The sequence below is a fragment of the Mycobacterium sp. NGS50 genome, assembly GCF_059812545.1.
Genome location: NZ_JCALCW010000005.1, coordinates 16,592 through 40,657, shown reverse-complemented (window position 1 = coordinate 40,657; position 24,066 = coordinate 16,592). Strand labels below are relative to the sequence as shown.

The following is a 24,066-nucleotide window of genomic DNA, read 5'->3' as shown; positions in this document are numbered from 1 at the left end:
TGGCCCGAGACCTGGTGGTCAACAACCTGCAAGTGCAGCGGGCCCTGTCGGGGCCGTGCGTCATCGAATGCGACATCGACTTTCACGACCCATCGGCGCAAGGCCTGTACTTCAAGCCGTGGGCGCAATACATCCACGTCGAGAAGGTGATCCTCGGCAAGCGGCGCATCTGGTGCACCGGCATCGTCCAACCCGGCGACGTCGACCCCTCTAGCGGCATTCTGCACCTGAAAGCGCAAGGGTTCGCGGGCTATCCGAAGGGAATGCCGTGGCTTGAAGACCTGCAATGGGGCGTCAACGACGCTTTCCGACCAGTGGTCGAGATCTGGGACTATTTGCAGGGATACCCGAACGGTGACCTCGGCGTGACGGTATTCCCGACCACCTCGGGTGTCGAGATGCTGCCCGGCTACTCCTATGACGGCTCGCTGTGGAACCCCGACTTCTACGCCACTTTCGTGCGAGCCACCGACAAGATGGATTGCGGCGACTACATCGACGCCCTCGCCAAAGACATTCCGTTCGACTTCGCCGAACGCCAGGAATGGAACGCCGACAAGACCGACGTCGTCAAGAAGATCGAACTCGGCTACCCGCGCCTCGGCGCGATTCAAGAGACGCTGATGTTCGTCCTGAACGAGAACGTGCTCGAAGCCCAGCCGCACACCGAATCGCAGATCGATTGGGTATCTGACATCGGGGTCACCGGCTACTATCCCGGCCGCGAATCATCCTACGAGCTATCCAACGCCGACCCTGACCGTCTGCGCCGCTACCTCAATGAGCAGGACGCCGGCATCGACTCAAACGAACGCGCGAAAGCCTGGGCCGAACGCAAACTGGCACGCCGCCAAACCCCGGCGTACTGGGAAAACATCACCATCGACATGAACCACCCGAACGCACCGTTCGGAACTTACGACATCGGCGACACCATCATCGTCTCCGGCTACATGCCGTGGGTCGGCTACATCACCCAAGAACACAAGATCATGGCTATCAGCGTGCAGGAGTCGAAAGGGTTGTGTCAGTTGGCGTTGAAGGCTGAGGGTGAGTTCAACTACGACCCGATTTTCTTCCCCGATGGCACCACCAACATTCTCGATAACGCCACCTTTGACAACAACCTGAACGACTGGACCCCGACCGGTACGTGGGCGTGGGACGGCAGCCAGGGCCATGATGCGCTCGGTTCGGCCAAGGTGGTTGCTGACGGGACACAGCACGATCTGTTGTCCAAGCAGTACGGGTATTCGCAGGGTTCAACGGCTATCCCGTTCTCGGTGTTCGTCAAAGGCGTCAATCTCGCCTCTGCGACTGGTGATGTCGGGGTGCAGTTGATCGCCCAGTTCTACGACGACTTGCTGACGCCGACGCAGGCCATCGTCATTGACCATCTCACCGCGCCGACAGGAACATTGCCGTGGCTGAAAATGGCTGGACAGGTGCTTGTGGCACCCACGGGTTCAACGCATGTCGCGTTGCGGGTGACGGTGACCGCTGACGTGTCGACGGGCATGTTGTGGTTCGATGACGCGAGTTTGACGCTGTGAGTACCGGTGATGTTGTCGGGCAGAACCCGAGCCAGGACACCAGGGCGCTTCGGTCGATCGCCGAATCAGCCTATCCTGACGCCAATCAGCAGAACATGGCCAAGCTGCTCACCGAGCATGGGGCGCAGATCAAGTATCTTGCCTCGCAGCAGGAGAAGACGGCCAAGGCTGCTGATCAGGCCAACGAGAACGTCATTCAGCAGTTGCAGGATTTCATCTCTGATCTGGTGATTTTGTTCGGCGGCGGCGACGTCAAAACTGATCTGAACTTCGGTGACCTGAAATACATTCTGGCCGCGCAGGGTGCCCTGTTCGGGTATACCGACGGCGGCTATCCGGTGAACCTGTTCCAGGCGGCCCAGAAGTTCTTCATGGGTTATGTGGTTCCGTCGCAGCAGTACACGGAAGTGTGGGATCAGAACTTTCAGGTGCAGATGGGCAACCTGGGTATCGATCCGAAGTTCATTTCCGACATGATCGCGTTGAACGATGCGTTCGGCAGCGTGTGGGGCAGCGTAAACAACGCGTTCGGGGCGATCAACCAACTGTTCCAGGCGTTGGGTGTCGAGTCGGGCGACCTGGGCTGGCTGGGCCAGCTGCTCAAGCCGATCATCGACCTGTTCAACGGCCTGGACTTGTCGCATTTCGGTGATGCTATCGAGTTCATCACCGACGCGATGGACCCGTGGATCAACCAGCTGACCGACCAGGTCAACTCGTTCGACCGGATGGTTGAAGCCTTCACGGGTGGCGTCAAGAATCTGGACGGGGTGACGAACCTCGCGCAGCTGTTCACCGGCTTCACGAATCTGTTGAAGATTCCTTTCAGTCCCGAGTCGGCGTGGAACGACATCGTCAACAACATGCTGATCCCGCAGACTGCGTTGTTGGGTGAGTGGTCGCCGGTCAACGCCGCGAACCTGTACGGCCAATTGGATGATTGGCTGTTCGGAAATGTGCCGTCGGCAGCCATCTCGTCCGGTTTGCGTCCGAACCTGCTCGCCAATCCGCACTTCACAGGTGCGATCTCGGTCGGAGCGGGTGCGGGCTGGTCCTGGGACGGTGTGGTTCATTACGGGAAGGACACCGATGACGGGGCGGGCTCGGCGAAAGCGGTCGCGGATGGTACGGCCCGGTTCATGGATTCCAACGCGATCGGTGTCACTGCGGGCGATCAGAAAACACTGCATTTCTCGGTGCAGGTGTTGGCGTATCAGCTTGCGGGGTCTGGTGATGCGCTGATCCGGTTGAATGCGTTGCCCTACAAGGGTGACGTGGTTCAGCCGGCGGTGCAGGTCGCGGCATGCGGTATCCCCACCGATGATCCGTCCACCAACACGTTCGGCTGGCAGCACTTCTTTGAAGGCTCGGTGTCGACCACTCTGACTGGTGATTATCTGGTCGATGACGGTGTGACGTCGGTGAAGATGCAGCTGGAGGTTTCCGACGCTGCGACTGCGGGTCAGGTTTGGTTCGATGAGGCGTCGGCAACAGTGTCGGGTGGGCCGTTTGAACAGTTGGAGTTCGACTTCAACGCCAACAACACGGCGTTCTCAACGTTTTTGCAAGCGTGTTGGGTGGCGTTGACGTCTGGTGACGACTTCGGAACCGTGCTTGCGGCGTTGCAGTCGGCGTGGGACACGTATGCGGCTGCTGTCGCCAACATTCAAGCCGATGAGACGCTGACCCTGCAAAAGATTCTGAACCGGGTGTTTCATATCGATGAGGCCGGGAAGATCGATATTTCCTGGTTGGCGGGGTTGTTGCCGCCGGAGCAGGTTGACGGGTTGCAGGATGATCTGAATACGATCACGCAGGCCCAGTTCGACGCCAACCAGGGGTTTCAGCAGTTGTTGAATGGTTGGTGGGAGGCGTTGACCGGTCAGGATTCCAACGGTGATCAGACGGTTGAGACTTGGCAGTCGGCGTGGGCTCAGTTCACGGGTGTGTTGGCGGGAACGCAGCAGGATCAGAACAACGCTTGGTTGGATATTTGGAATCGTCTGTCCGGGTTGGGGTCTGACGGGTCGGTGTCGGCTAGCAAGCTGCCCGCCGCGTGGGCTGCGGTGATCGCGGACATTCAGACATTCCTGACCACCTGGAATTGGGCCGATCTTACGCACGCCTGGACTGACCTCAATACCGCGCTGTGGGGTGGCACGTCGGGCGCTGTGGGCACGAACATTCAGCATTCCGCGTTGCCGTCGTCGTATTCGAATGTGAATCAGGACTTACTCAACCTGTTCAACGATGTGATCTTCGCCGAAGGCCGCACCTGGGACGACATCGGCCCCGACCTTAACGCACTGATTAACGACCTAGTGGGCGGATCGTCATCCCACACGGTAACGCCTGGGCAAATCCCGCCAACACACGTCGGGTCGACCGGCTCTGGCGCATCACTGGGTGCGGATGTGTCGAATGCGATGGGTGCCGCAACGAGTGCTGGGTCTGATGCTGCGGCGATTGCATCCCAGATTTCCGGTGTTGTGTCGCCGTCACTGCCGTTACCGCCGTCGTGGGTGTGGGCATCTGAATTGGTTGTTCCGTCCGGGCATCCGGGAGTTGGTGCAGCAGGCGACGACATTTGGTATCGAGTGACTGCGACGAACGCATCGGGGGAGTCGATTGGTTCGAATGCTGTGTATGCGCATGCGTGGTTTGGGCCGGTTGGGGTGAAGTTGACGTGGCCCGCCGTGTCGGGTGCGACGGGCTACAACGTGTATCGGGGTGTTGCGTCTGATCCGTTGGTGATTTTCCCGTCGGAGCCTGCATTAACGCATTACACGGTGGTGGGGAATGTGACGTCTTGGACTGATTATGGAGACTGAATGACGACGTGGGTTGAAACGTCGGGGCCGCCGACCGCGGCGACCGCAGCTGCGGACGCGATTTCCGCGGTGCATGGAACGGCGCAGTCGGCTAGCGACACCACACAGGCCGTCATCGACAATATCGTCATCTCAGCGGGGGGCGCTGCGGGGGCTGGCGCTAGCGACGTGGCTGGCGCGTTGCAGAATATCCCGCCCAGCAATATAGCGGTGCCGAATCCAACCACATCGGATACCTCAAGCACTTACCCCGGACTGGATTCGGCGACTGAATTCATCAGCAGGTCGGACGAATACGCCATAAATTTGACCCACACTACGGTGGATAACTATGTGTACATGGTGGTATTCGCGGCGTTCGAAACGCTGATGACTCAAAATAATTATAATCCGCAACCGCCTGATATAAGTATTACGGTTGATAGCAAATCCTTGGCATTATTGGGCACCATCGAATCATTCACATGGGGGTCATCCTCGACCACGCCAGGACACTGCTTGACGAGCGTCGCGTACGGCGGCTATATACAAGGGTCCGGAGATCACGCCGTACAAGTGTGGGGTCAACCTCAGAGTAGCTATTATCCGCAACATGTAGTCGCTTCTGCGGCAGAGGTCAGGGCTTACACCAACGTCTTTAGAATATACAGCGACGGAGCCGCAGGTAAAAGTAGCAGTGGCATTACGTCTGTAACACTTTATCATTCAGACTCGACCTCCCACGAAGTATGTTGCGCCTGGTTTTCAGGAGGCACTGGGGCGGCTGGACTGACCGGCACCGTCGTTGATTCAGCAGACGTCTCGCTCGGAGCTGGAATAGTGTCATCGGCCGACGGTTACGTAAATAGTTTTACCGGGACATTGCCATCCGGATGTAACGGCGCCTCGTTTAACGCAGTCACGTTCTTGCCCCCCGTTATAGGTCATCGGGTCGGTTCTGGGGCCGAGATAACTAGCACTTCGATATACAAGTCCGACGACATTGAGGTAGACGAATCATCTAAGGCGTACACGGTGTCGCTCACTGGATGGTATGTCGTCCAAAGCAGCAGCGGTAACGTGGGAATACAGTACCTGGTCAATGGTTCCACTGTTGCCGGGGGTGTGGGTTCGAAGATCGCATTAGCTAACCGAAGTCTGCTGTGACCACAGTTGTTCTGCTGAATCCGATGGGTGTTGATGTCACCCACAACGTGGACGGCACCGCCGGGTATCCGCAGCTACTCAAGGGCACGATCATGCAGCCCGGCGACACCCTCTATCGGCTGCCTTACACCAACGAGCCGGGCATCGACAACATCGATCACGGCGTCGACCTCCTAGACACTCAACTCACTTCCACGATCGGCAAAATCCTGGTATTCGCCTACAGCGAGGGCTGCCAGGTCGTCGACAAATGGCTGACCGTGAACGGGCCAACATCGTCGGTTGATCCCGCCGATGTGTCGTTCCTGGAGATCGGCAACGCGAACCGCAAATACGGTGGGTTCACGTACGGGCACAGCATTTTCGACAGTCTCGGCTACACGGGCGGCAAACCGGTCGACACCCCATACACCGTCGTCGACTTCGCTCGTCAATATGACGGGGTGGCTGATTTCCCGACCGCGCAACCAATCCAAGATGCGCTGGTTGATTTACAGACTGTCGGATCGGATCAGAACGCGCTGACCGGCGCCATGCAGGCCGTATCAACCGTTCTGGCGAACGGTGTGTATGCGAACGCAGCCCTCAACGCGGTCGCCGGGGCGGTTCTGGTTCACAACTTCTACGAGAACGTCACCGTCGACGACGAACACAACGTGAAACTGATTGAAGGCAACATCACCTGGATCTGGTCCCCAACCTATCCGGTCCCGTTGCTTGGTACTGGGACGACGATCCCGCAATCCGATCAACAACTCCGCACCCAGATTGAGCAAGCCTACACACGTCCGGTGACGATCGCGATGCCCGACTATGCGGGCTCAACAGCCTGGTCCACCGCCGCCTTCCCCATCACCGCACCCAAAGCACCCGTCACCGGCTGGTGGGCCGAGATCCGTATCGGATTCGCGTTGGATTTGACGCCGTCGTTGGGGATGTCGACTCAGGCGGCGGGATCGTTCGCCCTCACCCTGTCGGCGACGCTGACGATGGCCGGTGCAGGTCGTGCAGGCAGCAGCACCGCCGATTTCACCCTCGACCTCACTGCGGGAATGCAGATGGCCGCTGTCGGGGTTGGCGGCAGCTTCACACGCGACTTCTCCATGTCCCTCACCGCATCCATGACCATGCAAGGTTTAGCGGTCACCGAGGCAGCATTCCAACTGGCTGCTACACCATCCCTGTCGATGACCGCCGAAGGTGTGTCGACGGCAGTGTTTGCGCTCGCCTTGACACCCGTACTGGAGATGATCGGCAACGCCGTCGCCCAGGCAGCATTCCAACTGGCTGCCACACCATCCCTGTCGATGACGGCAGCGGGCACATCCGGATACTCGACAGCAGCATTCGGACTGTCACTGACAACCAACCTGGGCATGTCGACCACATACGAAGGCGCATTCGACCTCGCCCTAACACCAAGCATCGCGATGGACGGCCACCCAGTCGCGGCGGCCGACTTCACCCTCGACACAACCCCCTCCATGTCGATGACAGTTCGGGGCGCGTCGACAGGATCATTCGGCCTAACACTCACCCCAACCATGTCCATGGTGGGCAGCGGGCAAGCAGGCGTATCCACCGCAGCATTCGGACTCAACCTCACACCATCCATGCAGATGCTTGGAACCGGTGTCGGCGGTACGTTCACGCGCACGATCGCCCTCGAGCTCACCCCGTCCATGCAGATGTCAGCTGTCGGGGTTGGCGGCAGCTTCACACGCACGTTCGGACTCGCACTACACGCGTCGATGAGCATGGCCGGGACTGGTGTCGGAGGATCATTCACCCGCTCTGTCATCCTGTCTCTGACACCCAGCATGAGCATGACCGGAACAGGCGTCAACGGAAACACCTTCACCCCATACAACGACGTCAACAAGAACTACACCAACCACGCCGTCCCCACCGGATGCACAGGCGTCTACGTCACCCTGGCCGGAGCAGCCGGCCCCGGCGGAAAGGGTGCCACCAGCGCCTTCTCTGGACGTCAAGGCGGCTCTGGCGGCGGCGGTGGTTCATTCGTCACCAGGATCTTCATCCCCGTGGCCAGCCTCGGGGCGACCTATTCGGTCACCACGGGTGTCGGCGGCACGTACGGAAGCAACGGCGGCGCATCGGTCTTCAGCTCTGGTGGAATCACCATCACTGCGGGCGGTGGCGCGAAGGGGATAGACGGCAGCACGTCGACAAGTAACTCATCTGGCGGTGCGGGTGGAACTGCGAACGCCACCGGCATCTCCGTCACCGGTTACGCCGGAGCTGCTGGCGGTCAAGGCGGCGGCAGCAACCCCAATTCGGGTGGTGACGGCTCGAATGGGACAGGTGGCACCACCGGCTGCGGCGGCGCTGGCGGCGGCGGCGGCTGCGGCCTGGGCTCACTCGGCAATGTGGCGCCCGCCGGCGGCGCCGGCGGACATACCCGTTGGAGTTCCACCGAAGCGCAAGGCGGCGCCTCGGCGCAGTCACCCCCCACCTGTGACGGCAAGGACGCCACCACATCCGGTGGCGGCGGCGGCGGCGGCGGTGACGCGAATGGATACGCCTCGGGTCTCGGCGGTGACGGCGGGAACGCCGAAATAACCCCCGGCGGCACCCTCGTCGGCGCAGGCGGCGGCGGCGGTTCATCGGGAACCAACAGCACACAAGGCGCGCCTGGATCAGGTGGCAATGGCGCCACCCTCCTCGAATGGGTTTAACAGCCCAACCCCTCTACCAACCATTAGGAGAAAACCATGGATAACGAAGGCCCCGGCACTGGCGGCGCCGGCCCCGACAGCGGCATGATTCAACAGTTCCTCAACGCCCTCCCCGCGAGTGTCCGGCAAACCGTAGCCGCCTTCCTCGCATCCGCGGGCGGCTACCAACTCGTCGAACTCATCACCACCTACGGTCCCGTCACCGCCGCGCAACTCCTCGTCCAACTGTTCGGCGGCGCCGCCGCTGTTGTCGGTGGCCTGTTCGGCTGGCACGCAACCAAAAAGTAACCCACCCCAAACACATAAGCGGACAACCAATCGGGGTTGCCCGCCGAACAGTCACACCCAAAAACCGGAAGGAACATCGTGGCCGCAATACCCACCACCGTGAAAAACACGCTTGCCGACACCTGGGCAACCGCATACAAATACGTTGCCGTGTTCACCGCCGCATCAACCACCGGCACCAACGAAGCCACCGGAGGCGGATACGCACGACAACTGTCCACCTTCCCCGCGTCGTCGAACGGCAGCACAACCGGCTCCGAAGTCACCGTGCCCGTAGCCGCAGGAAGCTACGTCGAAGGAGGCTTATTCTCCGCGGCCAGCTCCGGAAACTACGGCGGCTCCGCAGCCTTCAGCGGCGGCACCGTCACCGTCAGCGGCACCGGAGCCTCCATCAAAGTCACACCGACCCTGAACCTCAACTGATGTTCGACGTACAAACCGACCATCAGATCGTCGCCTTCGACACAGACCGCATGGTGCTGTTCAGCTCATCCACCGGGGCGAGCATCGTCACCGCGACACGCGAATCCGACACCTGGACTGTGCACGCCGACGGCATAACCGACACAACCGCCGCAACACGCGCTGACGCCATCAACGCCATGTGTCAGCACGCATTCGACAAACTAGGGCCGTCCGGCGACAACGGCGAAGGATACTCGACGATGATCCCGCACGGGCTGCCCGATCTGCCATGACCTGCACGCACTGCGGACAACCACCACCGTACCGGTGGATTGGTGGCTGGTGTCACTGCAAACAGGACGCCAACATTCACGCCACCCAACCCTACTATGTGCCGCCGAACTGGCCCGTCGCATGAAACCCGTCACGGCCATCTCCGGCGCTGTCACCGCAACACTCGCGGTTCTGGGTGCGTGGGCTGACGCATCAATGGCCGCACTTGTGTTCACAGCCATGCTGATTCAAGTGTGGCGCCACAGATGAAGTACGCATTCGCAGCAGGGCTGCTGTTGGGCTGGCCGACGCTGATCATCACCCGATATGTGTGGCGCTGCATGACGGAGGACACGCTATGGCACTTCCCCCCGGACTGACCGAACAGTCCAAAGCTGAGTTAGCCGCTGTGTTCGCCGACATGCGACGCAGATTCGACTACAACCCGCCTAAGCCGAGGGCGAAACGTCAACGCCCACAAATCTGGAACATGAGGTAACCAGTGATCAAATGGATTGAACGGCAACTGGAAATGTTCGCCGACAAGATCGCAGAGCGGGTAGCGAAGGCTGTCGCCGAGCAGCTGGCCGACTCACTCCCGGCGATGGGAGAACGAACCGTCAAGGCCGCTATCCACGAAGCCACAGGAACCGTGCAGGCGGGGATGGTGGACTTTGGTGCCGCACTGTCTGGAGACGTTGAACACGCGGGAGGGTTCAAGCCGATCGCCGAGCTCATGAAGTTGCTCGGCCTATGACGCTGCTGCGCAGCAGCATCGAACTCGCCAAAGCCATCTTCAACGACCGGCTCGGCGACCCCTACATCTACGGCGGAACATACGCGTCAGACCCATCAGTAGGTGCCGACTGCTCCGGCGCGGTTGGGGTGTTCATCGATGCCGCGCTGAACGGACATCAACTGAACTGGGTTCGCCGGTTCACCACCGAAACATTCCCAGGCCCATTCCAAGGCTTCCGGCAGGTATCACGTGACGAATTGCTGGCCAGTGATAGCCCGATCAAGGTGTGCATCATGCACGGCGGCGGCGGCCCTGACTCCCACATGGCGTGCTCCATCGACGGAATCGTCATGGAATCCAACGGCTCCCACGGCACCTGCACACTCGGCACCGGAGCCTACGGCGACGCAGCATCACTGTGGAACGACTGGTGGGTTTACGACGGCACGATCAGCGAGGACACAACCATGATTCGAGGACTCGACTATGCAGGCGGACGACCCTCCGGGGCCGCATTGAAAGCAGCCGGCATCGACTTCGTGTGCCGATACCTGTCCGACGGCGGCCCGAGCCTGCCCGGCAAACAGCTTCTTCCAGACGAGGCTGCGGACCTGCGCGCCAACGGTATTGCCATCGTCTCCAACTGGGAGACCACCGCAGAACGAATGCTCGGCGGCTACAACGCTGGGGTAGAGGACGCACACGACGCCCTACAACAAGTGCTCGCATGCGGCGGCAGCCCGGATCGCCCCATCTACTTCTCTGCCGACTGGGACGCCACACCATCACAACAAACACAGATCGACAACTATCTGCGCGGCGCCGCATCAATCCTCGGCCCCGAACATATCGGCATCTACGGCGGATATTGGCCGCTGTCCCGCGCACTCAACAACGGAACCGCGGCCTGGGCATGGCAGACCGAAGCATGGTCTGGCGGCAACCTCGACAGCCGCGTCAACATCGTGCAGCGCAACAGCCTCGGCTACCAGTACGTCGGCGGCGTGCAGTGCGACGTCAACGAAGCCCACACCACCGACTACGGCCAATGGGGCATACCCGTCCAAACACCGGAGGAACCGATGTCCAATCCGCCCGCCATCCCAAAACCCGCCGACCAAGCCACCGTGATCGGCCAGGTGTGGGACCAGCTGCTTATCCGATGGGACATGCTCGGCGGTCGCACAGCCATCGAGGCACTCGCCGCCGTCGGACAGAAGCTCGGCATCGACGGATTCAACCCACCGAAAGGCAACTGACATGGCTGACGCCAACAGCATTCAACAGGACGTGTCCGGACTGCAAGGCAACGGCGATCCGGAGATGTGGCGGCTCGTCAAGGCCCGTCATAACCGTGAGGTCGGCGACGTGGTCAACGATCCGACTCGCGGCGAATGGAACTCCACTCACAACGGAAAGCAGTATGTCGGCACGTTCGACGCTTTCGAGCAGATCGTCGTCACTGCCGAACAGCTCGCCTGGACCCACGTCTTTTCCGACGGAGTGAAACGTGATGCGGGCGACGTGCTGATCGGACTGGGCGAGTGGCTGGTCAAGCAAGGCGCATTCGAGTGAAGCCATTGCTTTTGACGGTGAATGGGACAGGTGTCGCGGACCCTTTCGGTCCCGGCTTTTCGTCGGATATCGGCCGCGCGCTCGGCTACAACCCTTGGGATGCGCTGTCCGCGAACGTCGGCGGCGTCCGCTACGACAGCCCGGTCGAATGGCAGCCCATCGGATACCCGGCGTCGATGTTTCCGATGGGACCGTCAGTGCAGGCCGGCCGCGCTGAGGTGAACCGGCAGATCAGCAGGCGGCCGGTCGGCACACCACTATTCCTGTCCGGGTACAGCCAGGGGGCGATGGTCACCGCCCAAGTCTGGGCGCACGACATCCTCGACGCGAACGGGATGCACCACAACCGGATCGACGACGTTCGAGGCATCATCCAGTTCGGCGACCCGATGCGCTGCCCCGGCATCGCCAACGGCAACAAGGCCGCCGGATTGCCGATGCCCACCAAACACGACCGGTACACCACAGGCGGGATCGGCGGCCCGTTGTGTCTCACTCCTGAACAAACCCCCGACTTCTACCTTTCCTGCGCGCTCGACGGCGATCTCTATGCCTGCGCGCCGGTCGGTGACGATCCGTGGAAGCATGAGTCCCCGGTGGGATGTGTCGAAACCCGCATCTTCAACGTTGTGCAACAAGCAACAGTCATCGACGTACTCCAGGTAGCGGAATCCCTTCTCACCCCCGTGGCGATGGTTGAAGCCATCATCAACGGCATCACGTTCGCCGCGGCCGGAATGAACGCACCCCACTGGCAGTACGGGCCGCTTGTGCCCGCAATGGTCGATTGGGTGCTGCAACGCGCATCCCAGCCGCGGGCCGCATGAGCGGGCAAACCACCTACAGGCCGGCCTGCGACTCGATCCACGTCACGCCCGTCGCCGACCTGATCGAACACGACCTGAACGCCGACTGCGCCTGTGTCCCGAGCTGCGAACCGGTTGAGCGCGACGACGGCACGATCGGCTGGCTCTACACCCATCACAGCCTTGATGGCCGTGAGAAGGCCGAATAACCCACCGCTGAAAGGAAACCCCGTCATGGCCCTGGAAAACCTCACCCTCGATGAGATCAAGAACGACGTCACCGCCGCAGTTAACGCGTTGCAGGCCATCGCCACATTCGTGGAGAAATTCGAGTCCGTGCTCCCGGCCAACGTGCGCACCGTGGTCGATGACCTTCAAACCGCGCTCACCTTCACCGAAGCGGTACTCGCCAAGGTTTGACTGACCACACCAACAGAAAGCGGTGATGACATGAACACCGACTGGCTCAAATACACCGGTCTGCAAGCTTTGCAGAACTTCGCGCACGCGCTGCTGGCTGTGTTCGGCGGCAACGCCGTCAACGTGCTGCATGTCGACTGGGCTGACACGCTGTCGATCGGCGCGGGCGCGGCGATGATTTCGGTGCTTACGTCGGTGGTATCGATGAAGATCGAAGCCAACAAGGCCGCAGGAAGTCCATCGTGACGTTGCCCGAGCTGCCCGTCACGCTCGTGCAGCTCGGCGGCCTCGCGCTCATCCTGATCTATCTGTGGCTGCGAGACCGCAAACGCGACAACACTCTGACCGAGGTTCACGACCAGGTCACCAACGGCGGGTCGAATCTACGCGAGGAGCTCACCGAGAAATTCGGTGTGCTCAACGGGAAGATCGACCTGGTGTCAGACGCGATAGGAGACATCAGGAAAGACGTCGGCGCACTCACCAATCGCGTCGACAAAATCGACCGGCCGCACCGCCGCGGCTGGTAACCCTTGAGGAGCGGTGATGTCGTTAGCGGATGAACTGGACCGGGAACCCAACGCCTACCTCAAAGGCTGCGGCACATGCAGATGGCTGGATACGCTGGACGACGCCGACCGGGAAACATTCAACACACGCATCCTGGAACCAAACATGGGCGCACGACTGTTCCGAGTCATCAAACGCCGCGGATACAGCATGTCTTACGCAGCATTCCTGAACCACATGAACAGCTGCTATGACCCTAGCTGACGAACTCGCCGCCGAATGCACCAAAATCACAGCCGGGGTTCGTAACCGAATCCTCATCCTCGACGTCGAACGCCTCTGCGGGATCAGCCGGCAATACTGGTGGAATCGCGGCGACCTCAAAAACCGGTACATTCATTATGAGACCGTAGAACGCGAACCACGCACCACCATCGTCTGCGCCAAATGGTACGACCGCCCTGATCTCATCGAACTCGCCGAGTGGGACAAGGGTGGCCGTAAAGCGTTCCTGCGCAAGGTACACGGGCTGATCGCGCAGGCTGACATCGTCGTCGGGCACAACGTCGACAAAGCCGACATTCCCTGGCTCAAAGGTGATCTGCACATAGAGGCGAAGCTGCCGCCTCTGCCGCCGTTCAAGACGGTGGACACATTGAAGGTGTTGCGGCGCGAGTTCGGCGACGGTGCACCGTTCAAGTCGCTGGATGCGTTCTGCAAGGTGGTCGGAATCGCCGCCAAAACCGACAAATACGATCCACAGGCGATGGAACGCGCCGTCACCGGGAAGTCCACTGAGGACCGCAAACGCCTAACTTCTTATTGCTCTGGAGACGTGGTCGCGACCCAGGGGTTATACGACTGGCTACGCCCACACATTAAAAACCATCCGGCGCTGTTCATTGACGGCCGCGACAAACTCACCGTCTGCAATCGCTGCGGTTCGCAAACCGAACCGATTACACGCCGTTATGTGGCGCAAGTCCTCACCTACTCGATGCGCAAATGTCCTTCGTGCGGCGGCCATTCCCGCATCAGCATCGAACCTGAACGCATGAGCATTGTGAGGGGCGTATGAGCATCGAGCCCGATCTGATCCGCGAAGCCCTGCAAGTCCGCATCAACGACGGCGGCGAGGGCATCGACAACACCGGGTACATGGTTGTGCATTACGTCGCCATTGTCGGCCTCTACCGCGCTAACCCGGACGGCACCGTCGAAACCAGCGTGATCGTCGCCAAGCCGAGCGAACAGGCTGACTACATCACCGAGGGACTACTGGCCCAGGCTCCCATCGTGCTGGAGGAGTTCGAGGTCGAAGACGTAGAAGCGGACGACGAATGAAACCGTCGGATTGGGCGTGGCTGGCGTTGGCGGCCGGAGTCATCGGCTACGACCTTGCAGCACCACCTGGTGAAACGTTGAGTGAAGGCGCCGACCGATACATGTTGACGCATCCGTGGATCACGCGCGCTGTGGCAGCCTCTGTCGCGTTGCACGTCTGCAACGCGGTCCCCGTCAAGTTCGACGCCGTGCATTGGTTGTTCGCTGGTGCGCGCACACTATGCGGCAACTCCTAAATGCCAGCCCCTCTGACGCTGTCGAGCCCCACCCCCGCCACGGGTTCCGGCGTCAGAGGGGCGCTCAATCCTCATGCTTGAGTTCGTCTAACAGCTTCTCTGCCATCACGCGATCCTTGGCGTATCGGCGTCGTTGCCTGCGGCGCCCATCCGATGCGTGTGTTTCGATGCAGGCCACCCACATACCGTCAGCGCGTTGAAATACGCTCCCACGGCCACGTGCCCGGCGTGCAGGACGACGCTTCACCGACGGCATGTATCGGGGCTGTTCGCTGTCGATCGCGTCGCGTTCCCTGCGCCGCAACTCTTTCAGCTCACCGACGCGTTCCAAATGAACCTGGGCGGCAGCCTGCCACCACGGCTTACCGCCATCGTGATGATTGAACTTCAGGGCCGGGTTCGTTGTTGAACCGATGAACAGCAGGATGCCCGCGTCGTCGTAGATCCGGTACAGGACGTAGTCGATGGATGTTGTCACAAATCCCCTCGGCGTCTTTCCTAGGCGTAGCCGATGGTCGCACCGTCAAGTCGGTACAGTCGGTCCCCGGATTGCGGTGTGTGGTTATGACAGACCTCTGCATCTGTGCAATCGTCATCGTCGCAGTTGACTATCTGGCAGCGTCCTGCTTCGCCGATGCGCGGACAACACATGTGTGAGCCGTCGTGTCCGATCGGCAAACCGCAGCCGTGCGTGCGCCAGTAGGTATCGCATTCACTCACGACTTCCCTCCGCACCCGCCAGCTGGCGCAGGTTCTCCCGCTTCCGTCACGCACTGCGGCGACCTGTCCACCCCGAACCCCGTGCCGATGTAGATGCGCCAGAATGTGCCGTCAGGGTAGTGTTCACCCTCGCAAAACTTGAAGCCGTACGGACCGGTGACGCCGCCCGCACAGTTCGACGGGTAGATCGGGGTATGCGGGTCAAGTCCCGGCGGTTCGGCGCTGGCAACAGGGGCGGTGAGCAGTGCGACAAAGGACAAGGCCGCGAGTACGCGCTTCACCGGTCAACCTCCTTGATTGCGTTGTCAATCGAATCGGCCATCATGAATGCCAGGGCAATCAACGGTGCCATCCACGTCGCAATCGACAAGACATACAGGCAATACGACCATTCATCGTCGCCGAAGTTCTCCCGAAACTTCGACTCATACCACGACATATCACTCATTGCCCGTGCCCCGACGTCGGCCCAGGCATCATCGGCGAACCACCCGCCGGCGGATTGCCCACCGTCCCGTACGGTAGCCACGGCTGATACTCGTCGCACGGGTAGTAGATCGGGTACGACGCCCCGAGGAACTGGCACATGCCGGGACCGGGGCCAGGGTCAGCGCTGGCGGCGGGTGCAACGGCCAGCCCCAGGCCGAGCATTGCGACCAGCCCAACCAGATAGATGCAGCGTTTCATCGTGCAACCTTCCTCATCGGTGTTGTGGAGGCGAAGTGTGACGCCCCGCGCGGGCGTCGTGGTGGCGCGCTCGGCAGGCGCACGGGTGGAAGTGCCATCAGCTGGTGGTGTTCCCAGTCGGCGCGTGCAGCCAGGGCGGCACGGCGTTGACGTTCGCGATCGAACCGCACCCAGCCGTAGCTGGCGATGCAGACGGCGATCACCGACCAACCGGCGGCGGAATACACGCTCAGCATCATCGACATGAACACCAGGGCCGTCAGTGCACCAACTGTCACGCAGATCGGGTGCCGATCCGGCCAAGTGCCGTGGGTGCATGTCGACTCCAAGCCGCAGCGGGGGCAGGCGTGGTTAGACATTCTTTGTAGCCTCTTCTCGCGCCCAATCCAGACGCATGTCCATCAGTGAATGAATCGCCCAATTACAGTGGGCGCCAGGATTGTCATCGCAATACTCGGCCCACCATTGCGCCTCGCGAGCGGTGGGCAAATTCTGTCCATTGCCGAGGTGGCCGGTACGGACGAAGCGAGGCCGCGCAAACCACGTGCCGTCGCCGTTCGAACCCCACTCCCAGCGCTCGTCCTTGGTCATGGTGACGAACCCCGCCCTGCCGCGCCAGACGCGGACCGTCGGGGGACTGTCGACAACGGTCACATCGACCTGGCTAGACATGGGACACCTCCGGGATATTGAGCCACGTGCGAACGAAGTTGTATGCGGCGGCGTCGCGCTGGCCCGGCGACAGCCACCGTTGCCGCGGTTCGCACACGTAGGCTTCGGCTTCCGTGAACGCGGCCAGCAGCTCGGCGCGGGTGATAGACGCGTCCATGTCGCGAGCGTAGTCCTGGGAGCCGACGCGGAAAGGCGTCTTGTCGGGAATCGCATCAACGCGATAGGGAGAAGTTTGGGGTGAAGTGGTTTTCGAAAACCCGTCCTGACCTGTGCGCCGTGAGGGCTTCGAACCCCCGACCCGCTGATTAAGAGTCAGCTGCTCTACCAACTGAGCTAACGGCGCGGTGCGGCCTAAACCGCGAGTGCGAGAATAACAGGCGCGGCAGCGGGTGGCGAATTCCCGGTGCCAGGCCAGGTCGGAGGGCATGGCGTTCGTCAGCGGTCGCAGCATGCCGCAACGGCCTTTAGACTATTGCCAGAAATCATGCCGAGTGCGAGGTGGGGAAGAATGTCGCAGGTTGGATCGATGGCCCCGCGGGGTGGGCGTCGACCCTGGTGGGCGCTGGTTGCGGTGCCCGCGCTGGTACTCGGCCTGAGCGCCTGCAGCCACGACGAGGCGCCCGCGCCGGCGCAGGTCATCACCGACAAGGGCACTCCGTTCGCTGACCTGCTGGTCCCCAAGCTGACCGCCTCAGTCACTGATGGCGCCGTTGACGTGGGGGTGGATGCGCCGGTGACGGTGACCGCCGAAGACGGTGTGCTGGGCGCGGTCACCATGGTCAACGAGAGCGGCAGGGCGGTCAGTGGTCAGCTCAGCCCGGACGGGCTGACCTGGCAGACCAACGAACCGCTCGGCTTCAACAAGCACTACACACTCAACGCGCAATCGTTGGGGCTCGGCGGCGCGACCAGCAAGCAGATCTCGTTTCGGACTCAGTCGCCGGCCAACCTCACCATGCCCTACGTGATGCCTCAGGACGGCGAGGTCGTGGGTGTGGGTCAGCCGGTGGCGATCCGGTTCGACGAGAGCATCACCGACCGCCTGGCGGCTCAGAAGGCCATCAAGATCACGGCCAATCCGCCCGTTGACGGAGCGTTCTACTGGCTGAACAACCGCGAAGTACGTTGGCGGCCGCAGAGTTTCTGGAAGCCGGGCACGACGGTGGAGGTAGCGGTCAACGCGTACGGGGTCGATCTGGGTGACGGAGTCTTCGGCCAGGACAACGTGGTTCAGCACTTCAGCATCGGCGACGAGGTGATCGCGACCGCCGACGACACCACCAAGATGATCACCGTGCGGATCAACGGCGAGGTCGCCAAGGTGATGCCGACTTCGATGGGCAAGGACAGTACGCCGACCGACAACGGCACCTACCTGGTCGGTGAGCGGTTCAAGCACATCATCATGGACTCGTCGACCTACGGCGTTCCGGTGAACTCGCCCAACGGATATCGTACCGATGTGGACTGGGCGACGCAGATCTCCTACAGCGGGATTTTCGTGCACGCCGCGCCGTGGTCGGTCGGCGCCCAAGGACACAGCAACACCAGCCACGGCTGCCTCAACGTCAGCAACTCGAACGCGGAGTGGTTCTACGACCACGTCAAGCGCGGTGATGTCGTGCAGATCGTCAACACGGTGGGTCCGACATTGCCGGGCACCGAGGGGCTCGGCGACTGGAATATCCCCTGGGATCAGTGGAAGGCCGGCAACGCCAACGACTGAGCCTGCGGCTATCTCGCAGTCAGTTTCAGCACGCTGGCGCCCATGGCGTCGGCGACGTAGACGTTGCCGGCGGCGTCGACCGCGAGGCCCTCGGGGGAGTTGACACCGCCGAACGGCAACTCGCTCTGGGTGGTTGCGCCGGGTGGCACCGCCAGCACTTTGCGGGTGTTGCCGTCGGTGATGTAGACGGTGCCGTCGCGTCCGACCGCGACACCGTAGGGCTGGCTGAGGCCGGTGAAGGGCAGCACGGTCTGGCTGGTGGACCCGGCCGTCATCTTGGCCACCGTGTTGTCCGGGGCTCCGGAGTCGGTGACATAGACGTTGCCGGCAGCGTCGACCGCCACGCCCCCCGGAAAACTGAGTCCGGTGAACGGCACATCGGTTTGGCTGCCGGTCTCGATGGCCAGCATGACCACGGAATGCTTGCGTCGGTCGGCGACGTAGACGTTTCCTGTCGTGTCCACCGCGACCCCGCGGGGGTCGACCAGTCCGGTGAACGGTAGCTCGGTCTGCTTGGTGGAGCCGGCAGCCAACATCACCACTTTCCCGACGCCGGGGTAGCCGTCGGTGAAATGGGTGACGTAGATGTTGTCGGCGGCGTCGACCGCCAAACCGGTGAGGTTTTCCAGCCCGCGGAACGGCAACTCGGTCTGCTGGGTCGATCCGGCCGCAAGCCTCAGCACCCGGTGGTTGCCGGCGTCTGCGACGTAGACGTTGCCAGCGCCGTCGACCGCCACGCCGGTCGGGCGTTTGAGGCCGGTGAGCGGCAATTCGGTTGGTCCCGAGAACTGGACGGGCCGACCGGTTGTTGCGGTCACCGGTCCTGGCGTGGCCGGACCGCATCCCACCAGCGTCACGAGCACCGAGGCGATGGCGACGCAGAGGGAGGTGTGGACCCGGTGGCGCCGGCTTGTTGCCATACCAGTGCTCCTTTATCGGCCCTGCGATGAAGGAGACTATCCGGTGGCAGCCGTCGCGGAGGCCATTCGGTAGGGCGAGCGCAATCCGAGCAGCAGCCGGACGAGATCGGCCTGGCGATGGGTGCCGGTCTTGTCGAAGATGTGCTGCAGGTGCGTCTTGACGGTGGCCGGTGACAACGACAGCCGCTCGGCGATGTCTTTGATGCCGCCATACTGCAGCACCATCAGTGCGATGTCGGTTTCGCCGGCGGTGAGACCGTAGTGGCGGCGCAACAGCACTGCGGGTGTTTCGGATTCATGATCCGGATCGACGATGACGACCATCGCGCGTCTGGCGCAGTACGGGTCGGAGACCGGCTCGATCGGCAGGACCTCGACGACATAGGGGCGCAGGTCCGAGGGCCGGGTGCACAACAGCGAATTTCCGTGGGGCTGAGCGTCTTTGGGTGCCGCCGCGGCTTGAATATTGTGCTGGAGTGCGGTGTCGGTGCTGGCCGCCACCGCTTCGAGTCGTCGATCGCGCATCCGGAGCCCGTCGGCGCGGCGCAGAACATCCTCGGCGGCGGCGTTGGCGTACACGACGTGGGATTCGGCGTCGACCACGATGATCGCTTGGCGCAACGCCTGGGTGACGGTGCCGAGATACTCGGTGCGCCGGCGTAGGTCCTCGAGGTGCGCCTGGCTGCGCAGCGCCTGCTGCAGATGCGGCACCAGGGCACCGAACAGCGGAACGAACGGCTTCGGGGGCCGCGACCCGGCGGCCAGGAGCAGCAGCGGCGCCGGGCCGTTGGTGAGTCGCACGAACAAGCCGTCCGTCATTTCCAGGGGGCGCAACCAGTCCAGGTGGAACTCCGATTTGGCCTGCAACGCCACCAGCGATTGTCCGTCCCGGAGCACGCCGAGTGGGCTGTGCTCGACCGCCTCGAGCACATAGTCGATCTGGTGGTAGTACTGCTCGTAGTCGGCGCGCACCTCCGCTGGCAGGTCCGCGGCCTGGACCGAGCGGCCCGTCTCGCCGGCCTGTATCAGCGCGCAGGTCTTGGCGTCGAGGGTGCGGCGAAGATCGCCCAGCGCCGTCGCCCAGTTCTCGGGCGTCGTCACCGCACTGTAGACGGCCGCGGTGATCCGCGAGAAGTCGTCGAGCGTGGCCATCGCCGGCATTCCAGGACTCCCATCTAAGGGATAGCTCTCCCACGATAGGGAAATTGTGCACCCAACCGTCTCTTGTTCACAATGATCCCGCATACTCCAAATCTCAACCGTTTGGATGACGCGACACGGGATCGGGCCTGGTTGGCTGACCGCCATGACCGTGGACGACGTCAACGTTGGCGCTCTGCCGTTGGCGCCGCGGAATCCGTTGCCCTATTGGCAGCAGGTGCGGCAGGTGCGGCAGATGCACACCGGGGTCGAGAAACTGCGCGATGCCGGCGGCCCGGTGACCCGACTGATGCTGGCCCCGCGCTGGCTGACGCCGCCGATGGTGCTGGTGACGTCGCCGCAGGGGGCGCACGATGTGCTCAGCAGCGGTGACGTCGACCGGGCGCCCGCGCACGACGAGATCCGCCACCTGCTCGGGCCCAACCTGTTCGATCTCCGCAACGAGCAATGGCTGCCGCGACGCCGCACATTACAGCCGTTGTTCACCAAGCAACGGGTCCGCGGCTTCGGCGGGCACATGGCGCAGGCCGCGGAGGTCGTCGTGGCCGGGTGGCGCGATGGCACGATGGTCGATCTGGACGCCGAGTCCCGCAAGCTGACGTTGCGGGCGCTTGGGCGCTCGGTGCTCGGCGTCGACCTCGACGACTGCGCCGCAGCGCTGGCTGAACCGATGCGGGTGGCGCAGGAGTACGTCACCGATCGCGCGTTTGCCCCGGTGCGGGCCCCGCGTTGGCTACCTACCCCGGCGCGTCACCGTGCACGGGTTGCCAGTGCACGCCTGCACCGGGTGGCCGAGGACATCCTGAACACCTGCCGTGCCGAACCCGAGCGGGATGCACCGCTGGTGCGCGGGTTGATGGAAGCTCGCGACCCCGATACCGGTCGCGGGTTGACCGACCGCGAGATCTGCGACGAGCTCATCGTTTTCATGCTGGCCGGCCATGACACCACCGCAACGACGTTGGCCTACGCGCTATGGGCGCTGGGTAATCATCCCGGCATCCAACAACGGGTCGCGGCTGAGGTCGCCGAGCTTTCCAGCGCCGAACTGACACCCGACGATGTGGCCCGATTGCCCTACACCGTGCAGGTGCTGCACGAAGCGCTGCGGTTGTGCCCGCCCGGCGCGCTGAACGGGCGAACGGTGGTGCGCGACATCGCCGTCGACGGCTACCGGGTGCCCGCCGGGTCGCTGGTGGGTGTCGGCATCTACGCGCTGCACCGTGATCCGGCGTTGTGGGAGCGCCCCGAGGAGTTCGACCCGGACCGGTTCAGCCCGCAGAACTCCGCCGGCCGCAGCCGATGGCAGTATCTGCCGTTCGGCGGGGGACCGCGCAAGTGTGTCGGCGATCATTTCGCCATGCTGGAGGCCACCCTTGCGCTGGCCACCTGTGTGCGGCATTGCGAATTCGACTCGGTGAGCGAGGAATTCCCGGTGGCGGTACCCTTCACGACCGTCGCCGCTGAGCCGATCTACGCCCGTGTCACGCAACGTCAGGGTGCACTGCTGTGACGGCGCAGCCCGCACCGCAGGATCTACCGGAGCGCTCTGCGGCCGATCGGCTGGAAGTCCTCGACGTCGGGGTCAGTACCGACGCCCACGCCGCGCCGCTGCTTTTTGTGCACGGCGCCTGGCACGGTGCGTGGTGCTGGGCTGAACACTTCCTGGAATTCTTCGCCGACAAGGGGTACCGCGCGATCGCGGTAAGCCTGCGTGGTCACGGGAAGAGCCCGTTACGGCAGCGGCTGCGTGGCTGCTCGGGTGCCGACTACGTCCAGGACGTCCGATCGGTGGCCGACACCCTGTCCACTTTGCCTGTGCTGGTCGGCCACTCGATGGGCGGCTATGTGGTGCAGAAGTACTTGGAGTCCACGCCGGCGTCCGCGGCGGTGCTGCTGGCGTCGATGTCGGCTCGGGGGGCGTTGGGCGCAGCGCGCCGCCTCAACTTCCGACATCCCTGGCTGGCGCTGAGATTTCATGTCACCGGCAGATCGCTGCACCTGTTCACCACGCCGGAACAGGTCCGGGAAATGCTCTACTCGCCGACGACCCCCGACGCCGACATCATGCGCTACAAAGCATTGCTGCAGGAGGAAAGTCAGCGAGCGATCCTCGATGCACTGATGCTGAATCCCGTCAGAACCAAGCAGGTAACCACGCCGCTGTTGGTTCTGGGTGCAGAACACGATGGCGCATTCACCGTCTCCGAGGAACGCGCCCTGGCACGCAGCTATGGCACCGACGCCGAGATCTTCCCCGGTATGGGGCACAACATGATGCTCGAACCCGGCTGGGAAGCGGTGGCCGAGCGCATCGACAACTGGCTGGGTGCACGCGGCCTCTAGCCGTGCACGCACTCAGCGCAACCGGCCCAGGATCCGGTCGGCCTCGGCGACGATGTCGCGCACGATGTCGGCGGCGGGACGCACATCGTGGATCAGGCCGGCGGATTCGCCGATATGCACACTGGCGGTGCGGAAATCGTCGTGTTCCACCGCGTCTTTGAGGCTGTCGCGGAGTGTGGGCAGCCGCGCGGCCAGGCGGTCCTCCGCGCCGTGCCACGCATCTATGAAGGCGTTGCGCACCAGTCGGCCGGTGTACTCCGGTGGCCAGGTGAGTCCACGCGCCACGTCGTACACGTGGGTGCGCACGGTGTCGTCGCCGGTGGTGCTCAGCACGAGTTCGTGTGCCGCAGTGGAGACCAGGGCTTCTCGGCTGGCGACGAATCGGCTGCCGATCACCACTCCGTCGGCGCCGAGTGCGAGTGCCGCGGCCAGCCCTCGCCCGTCCGCCACCCCGCCGGCGGCCAGCACCGGCACCCCGGTTCCCGCCGCGAGGTCCACCACCTCGGGAACCAGCGTGAACGTCGAACGCGAATTACCGCCGTGCCCGCCGGCTTCGGTTCCCTGGGCGACGAGCACGTCGGCGCCCGCATCGAGGGCGGCACGGGCATCCCCGAGGGTCTGGACCTGACAGATGAGCCGGGCGCCCGCGGCGCGGATGGCCGGGATGTACGGTGCGGGGTCACCGAAGGACAGCCACACCGCCACCGGACGGTGTTCCAGCGCGGCCTGCAGCCGGCCGGGATCGGCGGCCAGCGTCCAGGTGATGAAACCGACACCCACCGCGGTGCCGGCGGCCAGGTCCAATTCGCGTTTCAGCTCGTCCACCCCGTCGTACCCGGCGCCGACCAGGCCCAGCCCGCCGGCATCGGAGACCGCCTTGGCCAGCCGGCCGCCGGCAGCACCTGCCATCGGGGCCAGCACCATCGGGTGCTCGATCCCGAACATCGCGGTCAGTGATGTGGCGTGCACCATGGTGGCGCTCCTTTGTCGGATCAGGCATCAGGCTGTC

General features: G+C 62.7%; 31 protein-coding genes and 1 tRNA gene. 22 read left to right on the top strand and 10 right to left on the bottom strand.

Going from position 1 to position 24,066, the window contains the following annotated elements:
- The first annotated feature begins 14 nt into the window (after positions 1-14).
- The 19 genes from AC5Y36_RS05205 (at position 15) to AC5Y36_RS05115 (ending at position 14,825) form a co-directional block, all read left to right on the top strand.
- The gene (locus tag AC5Y36_RS05205; RefSeq protein ID WP_500039798.1) at positions 15-1,553 is read left to right on the top strand and encodes a hypothetical protein; all 1,539 of its coding nucleotides are present in this window, start codon (positions 15-17) and stop codon (positions 1,551-1,553) included.
- On the top strand, positions 1,550-4,384 hold the full coding sequence (locus AC5Y36_RS05200; protein ID WP_500039797.1) for a fibronectin type III domain-containing protein: 2,835 nt from the start codon (positions 1,550-1,552) through the stop codon (positions 4,382-4,384). The genes AC5Y36_RS05205 and AC5Y36_RS05200 overlap by 4 nt, the downstream gene beginning before the upstream one ends.
- The gene (locus tag AC5Y36_RS05195; protein ID WP_500039796.1) at positions 4,385-5,530 is read left to right on the top strand and encodes a hypothetical protein; all 1,146 of its coding nucleotides are present in this window, start codon (positions 4,385-4,387) and stop codon (positions 5,528-5,530) included.
- A complete protein-coding gene (locus AC5Y36_RS05190) occupies positions 5,527-8,229 on the top strand; it encodes a PE-PPE domain-containing protein (protein ID WP_500039795.1) in 2,703 nt (900 codons plus the stop codon). The genes AC5Y36_RS05195 and AC5Y36_RS05190 overlap by 4 nt, the downstream gene beginning before the upstream one ends.
- A 36-nt stretch (positions 8,230-8,265) precedes the next feature.
- Complete coding sequence (locus AC5Y36_RS05185; RefSeq protein ID WP_500039794.1) at positions 8,266-8,517, top strand: hypothetical protein; 252 nt, start codon at positions 8,266-8,268, stop codon at positions 8,515-8,517.
- A gap of 99 nt (positions 8,518-8,616) precedes the next feature.
- On the top strand, positions 8,617-8,940 hold the full coding sequence (locus tag AC5Y36_RS05180) for a hypothetical protein (protein ID WP_500039793.1): 324 nt from the start codon (positions 8,617-8,619) through the stop codon (positions 8,938-8,940).
- The gene (locus AC5Y36_RS05175; protein ID WP_500039792.1) at positions 8,940-9,215 is read left to right on the top strand and encodes a hypothetical protein; all 276 of its coding nucleotides are present in this window, start codon (positions 8,940-8,942) and stop codon (positions 9,213-9,215) included. Before AC5Y36_RS05180 ends, AC5Y36_RS05175 begins: the two co-directional genes overlap by 1 nt.
- 482 nt (positions 9,216-9,697) lie before the next feature.
- Entirely contained in the window at positions 9,698-9,952 is a 255-nt protein-coding gene (locus tag AC5Y36_RS05170; protein WP_500039791.1) for a hypothetical protein, read from the top strand.
- Positions 9,949-11,193, top strand: a complete 1,245-nt coding sequence (locus tag AC5Y36_RS05165) for a DUF1906 domain-containing protein (RefSeq protein ID WP_500039790.1) — start codon at positions 9,949-9,951, stop codon at positions 11,191-11,193. Before AC5Y36_RS05170 ends, AC5Y36_RS05165 begins: the two co-directional genes overlap by 4 nt.
- 1 nt (position 11,194) lies before the next feature.
- A complete protein-coding gene (locus AC5Y36_RS05160) occupies positions 11,195-11,509 on the top strand; it encodes a hypothetical protein (RefSeq protein WP_500039789.1) in 315 nt (104 codons plus the stop codon).
- Positions 11,479-12,336 carry a cutinase family protein gene (locus AC5Y36_RS05155; RefSeq protein ID WP_500039788.1) on the top strand — a complete coding sequence of 286 codons (858 nt, stop codon included), beginning with the start codon at positions 11,479-11,481 and terminating at the stop codon, positions 12,334-12,336. The genes AC5Y36_RS05160 and AC5Y36_RS05155 overlap by 31 nt, the downstream gene beginning before the upstream one ends.
- Positions 12,333-12,524, top strand: a complete 192-nt coding sequence (locus AC5Y36_RS05150; protein WP_500039787.1) for a hypothetical protein — start codon at positions 12,333-12,335, stop codon at positions 12,522-12,524. The genes AC5Y36_RS05155 and AC5Y36_RS05150 overlap by 4 nt, the downstream gene beginning before the upstream one ends.
- A gap of 25 nt (positions 12,525-12,549) precedes the next feature.
- Positions 12,550-12,735, top strand: a complete 186-nt coding sequence (locus AC5Y36_RS05145; RefSeq protein WP_500039786.1) for a hypothetical protein — start codon at positions 12,550-12,552, stop codon at positions 12,733-12,735.
- Between the two features lie 30 nt (positions 12,736-12,765).
- On the top strand, positions 12,766-12,981 hold the full coding sequence (locus AC5Y36_RS05140; RefSeq protein ID WP_500039785.1) for a holin: 216 nt from the start codon (positions 12,766-12,768) through the stop codon (positions 12,979-12,981).
- Positions 12,978-13,265, top strand: a complete 288-nt coding sequence (locus tag AC5Y36_RS05135) for a hypothetical protein (RefSeq protein WP_500039784.1) — start codon at positions 12,978-12,980, stop codon at positions 13,263-13,265. Before AC5Y36_RS05140 ends, AC5Y36_RS05135 begins: the two co-directional genes overlap by 4 nt.
- A gap of 16 nt (positions 13,266-13,281) precedes the next feature.
- Positions 13,282-13,509, top strand: a complete 228-nt coding sequence (locus AC5Y36_RS05130; protein WP_500039783.1) for a hypothetical protein — start codon at positions 13,282-13,284, stop codon at positions 13,507-13,509.
- Positions 13,496-14,323 (top strand): 3'-5' exonuclease family protein, encoded by an 828-nt coding sequence (locus AC5Y36_RS05125; protein WP_500039782.1) that lies wholly within the window; start codon positions 13,496-13,498, stop codon positions 14,321-14,323. Before AC5Y36_RS05130 ends, AC5Y36_RS05125 begins: the two co-directional genes overlap by 14 nt.
- Positions 14,320-14,589, top strand: coding sequence for a DUF7213 family protein (locus AC5Y36_RS05120; RefSeq protein WP_500039781.1), 270 nt, complete (start codon positions 14,320-14,322; stop codon positions 14,587-14,589). Before AC5Y36_RS05125 ends, AC5Y36_RS05120 begins: the two co-directional genes overlap by 4 nt.
- The gene (locus tag AC5Y36_RS05115) at positions 14,586-14,825 is read left to right on the top strand and encodes a DUF7427 family protein (protein ID WP_500039780.1); all 240 of its coding nucleotides are present in this window, start codon (positions 14,586-14,588) and stop codon (positions 14,823-14,825) included. The genes AC5Y36_RS05120 and AC5Y36_RS05115 overlap by 4 nt, the downstream gene beginning before the upstream one ends.
- Before the next feature lie 64 nt (positions 14,826-14,889).
- Here the strand turns inward: AC5Y36_RS05115 and AC5Y36_RS05110 are convergent, their stop codons facing one another.
- From AC5Y36_RS05110 to AC5Y36_RS05080, 7 genes are all read right to left on the bottom strand, one after another.
- On the bottom strand, positions 14,890-15,303 hold the full coding sequence (locus AC5Y36_RS05110) for a hypothetical protein (protein WP_500039779.1): 414 nt from the start codon (positions 15,301-15,303) through the stop codon (positions 14,890-14,892).
- A gap of 519 nt (positions 15,304-15,822) precedes the next feature.
- A complete protein-coding gene (locus tag AC5Y36_RS05105) occupies positions 15,823-15,993 on the bottom strand; it encodes a hypothetical protein (RefSeq protein WP_500039778.1) in 171 nt (56 codons plus the stop codon).
- On the bottom strand, positions 15,990-16,232 hold the full coding sequence (locus AC5Y36_RS05100; RefSeq protein WP_500039777.1) for a hypothetical protein: 243 nt from the start codon (positions 16,230-16,232) through the stop codon (positions 15,990-15,992). The genes AC5Y36_RS05105 and AC5Y36_RS05100 overlap by 4 nt, the downstream gene beginning before the upstream one ends.
- Entirely contained in the window at positions 16,229-16,510 is a 282-nt protein-coding gene (locus AC5Y36_RS05095; RefSeq protein WP_500039776.1) for a hypothetical protein, read from the bottom strand. Before AC5Y36_RS05095 ends, AC5Y36_RS05100 begins: the two co-directional genes overlap by 4 nt.
- A gap of 73 nt (positions 16,511-16,583) precedes the next feature.
- On the bottom strand, positions 16,584-16,823 hold the full coding sequence (locus AC5Y36_RS05090; RefSeq protein WP_500039775.1) for a hypothetical protein: 240 nt from the start codon (positions 16,821-16,823) through the stop codon (positions 16,584-16,586).
- A 73-nt stretch (positions 16,824-16,896) separates the two neighbouring features.
- Complete coding sequence (locus tag AC5Y36_RS05085; protein ID WP_500039774.1) at positions 16,897-17,061, bottom strand: hypothetical protein; 165 nt, start codon at positions 17,059-17,061, stop codon at positions 16,897-16,899.
- A 113-nt stretch (positions 17,062-17,174) separates the two neighbouring features.
- Positions 17,175-17,247, bottom strand: a tRNA-Lys gene (locus AC5Y36_RS05080).
- Between the two features lie 165 nt (positions 17,248-17,412).
- Between AC5Y36_RS05080 and AC5Y36_RS05075 the strand changes: the two genes are divergently transcribed.
- Positions 17,413-18,630, top strand: a complete 1,218-nt coding sequence (locus AC5Y36_RS05075) for a L,D-transpeptidase (protein ID WP_500039773.1) — start codon at positions 17,413-17,415, stop codon at positions 18,628-18,630.
- Between the two features lie 8 nt (positions 18,631-18,638).
- Here AC5Y36_RS05075 and AC5Y36_RS05070 read toward each other — a convergent pair whose 3' ends face one another.
- The gene (locus AC5Y36_RS05070; RefSeq protein ID WP_500039772.1) at positions 18,639-19,550 is read right to left on the bottom strand and encodes an NHL repeat-containing protein; all 912 of its coding nucleotides are present in this window, start codon (positions 19,548-19,550) and stop codon (positions 18,639-18,641) included.
- Positions 19,551-19,586: 36 nt separating this feature from the next.
- A complete protein-coding gene (locus AC5Y36_RS05065) occupies positions 19,587-20,702 on the bottom strand; it encodes a helix-turn-helix transcriptional regulator (RefSeq protein WP_500039771.1) in 1,116 nt (371 codons plus the stop codon).
- A gap of 154 nt (positions 20,703-20,856) precedes the next feature.
- Here AC5Y36_RS05065 and AC5Y36_RS05060 point away from each other — a divergent pair, with 154 nt between their 5' ends.
- Both AC5Y36_RS05060 and AC5Y36_RS05055 read left to right on the top strand, forming a co-directional pair.
- On the top strand, positions 20,857-22,224 hold the full coding sequence (locus tag AC5Y36_RS05060; RefSeq protein WP_500039770.1) for a cytochrome P450: 1,368 nt from the start codon (positions 20,857-20,859) through the stop codon (positions 22,222-22,224).
- A complete protein-coding gene (locus AC5Y36_RS05055) occupies positions 22,221-23,057 on the top strand; it encodes an alpha/beta hydrolase (protein ID WP_500039769.1) in 837 nt (278 codons plus the stop codon). Before AC5Y36_RS05060 ends, AC5Y36_RS05055 begins: the two co-directional genes overlap by 4 nt.
- 12 nt (positions 23,058-23,069) lie before the next feature.
- Here AC5Y36_RS05055 and AC5Y36_RS05050 read toward each other — a convergent pair whose 3' ends face one another.
- On the bottom strand, positions 23,070-24,029 hold the full coding sequence (locus AC5Y36_RS05050) for an NAD(P)H-dependent flavin oxidoreductase (RefSeq protein ID WP_500039768.1): 960 nt from the start codon (positions 24,027-24,029) through the stop codon (positions 23,070-23,072).
- Positions 24,030-24,066: the final 37 nt, after the last annotated feature.

Bases quoted from the DNA above. Each gene is read 5' to 3' on its own strand.
- AC5Y36_RS05195 (WP_500039796.1), top strand. From the start codon at position 4,385: ATGACGACGTGGGTTGAAACGTCGGGGCCGCCGACCGCGGCGACCGCA.
- AC5Y36_RS05185 (WP_500039794.1), top strand. From the start codon at position 8,266: ATGGATAACGAAGGCCCCGGCACTGGCGGCGCCGGCCCCGACAGCGGC.
- AC5Y36_RS05175 (WP_500039792.1), top strand. From the start codon at position 8,940: ATGTTCGACGTACAAACCGACCATCAGATCGTCGCCTTCGACACAGAC.
- AC5Y36_RS05165 (WP_500039790.1), top strand. From the start codon at position 9,949: ATGACGCTGCTGCGCAGCAGCATCGAACTCGCCAAAGCCATCTTCAAC.
- AC5Y36_RS05160 (WP_500039789.1), top strand. From the start codon at position 11,195: ATGGCTGACGCCAACAGCATTCAACAGGACGTGTCCGGACTGCAAGGC.
- AC5Y36_RS05150 (WP_500039787.1), top strand. From the start codon at position 12,333: ATGAGCGGGCAAACCACCTACAGGCCGGCCTGCGACTCGATCCACGTC.
- AC5Y36_RS05145 (WP_500039786.1), top strand. From the start codon at position 12,550: ATGGCCCTGGAAAACCTCACCCTCGATGAGATCAAGAACGACGTCACC.
- AC5Y36_RS05140 (WP_500039785.1), top strand. From the start codon at position 12,766: ATGAACACCGACTGGCTCAAATACACCGGTCTGCAAGCTTTGCAGAAC.
- AC5Y36_RS05130 (WP_500039783.1), top strand. From the start codon at position 13,282: ATGTCGTTAGCGGATGAACTGGACCGGGAACCCAACGCCTACCTCAAA.
- AC5Y36_RS05125 (WP_500039782.1), top strand. From the start codon at position 13,496: ATGACCCTAGCTGACGAACTCGCCGCCGAATGCACCAAAATCACAGCC.
- AC5Y36_RS05120 (WP_500039781.1), top strand. From the start codon at position 14,320: ATGAGCATCGAGCCCGATCTGATCCGCGAAGCCCTGCAAGTCCGCATC.
- AC5Y36_RS05115 (WP_500039780.1), top strand. From the start codon at position 14,586: ATGAAACCGTCGGATTGGGCGTGGCTGGCGTTGGCGGCCGGAGTCATC.
- AC5Y36_RS05105 (WP_500039778.1), bottom strand. From the start codon at position 15,993: ATGAGTGATATGTCGTGGTATGAGTCGAAGTTTCGGGAGAACTTCGGC.
- AC5Y36_RS05100 (WP_500039777.1), bottom strand. From the start codon at position 16,232: ATGAAACGCTGCATCTATCTGGTTGGGCTGGTCGCAATGCTCGGCCTG.
- AC5Y36_RS05090 (WP_500039775.1), bottom strand. From the start codon at position 16,823: ATGACCAAGGACGAGCGCTGGGAGTGGGGTTCGAACGGCGACGGCACG.
- AC5Y36_RS05085 (WP_500039774.1), bottom strand. From the start codon at position 17,061: ATGGACGCGTCTATCACCCGCGCCGAGCTGCTGGCCGCGTTCACGGAA.
- AC5Y36_RS05075 (WP_500039773.1), top strand. From the start codon at position 17,413: ATGTCGCAGGTTGGATCGATGGCCCCGCGGGGTGGGCGTCGACCCTGG.
- AC5Y36_RS05070 (WP_500039772.1), bottom strand. From the start codon at position 19,550: ATGGCAACAAGCCGGCGCCACCGGGTCCACACCTCCCTCTGCGTCGCC.
- AC5Y36_RS05065 (WP_500039771.1), bottom strand. From the start codon at position 20,702: ATGGCCACGCTCGACGACTTCTCGCGGATCACCGCGGCCGTCTACAGT.
- AC5Y36_RS05060 (WP_500039770.1), top strand. From the start codon at position 20,857: ATGACCGTGGACGACGTCAACGTTGGCGCTCTGCCGTTGGCGCCGCGG.
- AC5Y36_RS05050 (WP_500039768.1), bottom strand. From the start codon at position 24,029: ATGGTGCACGCCACATCACTGACCGCGATGTTCGGGATCGAGCACCCG.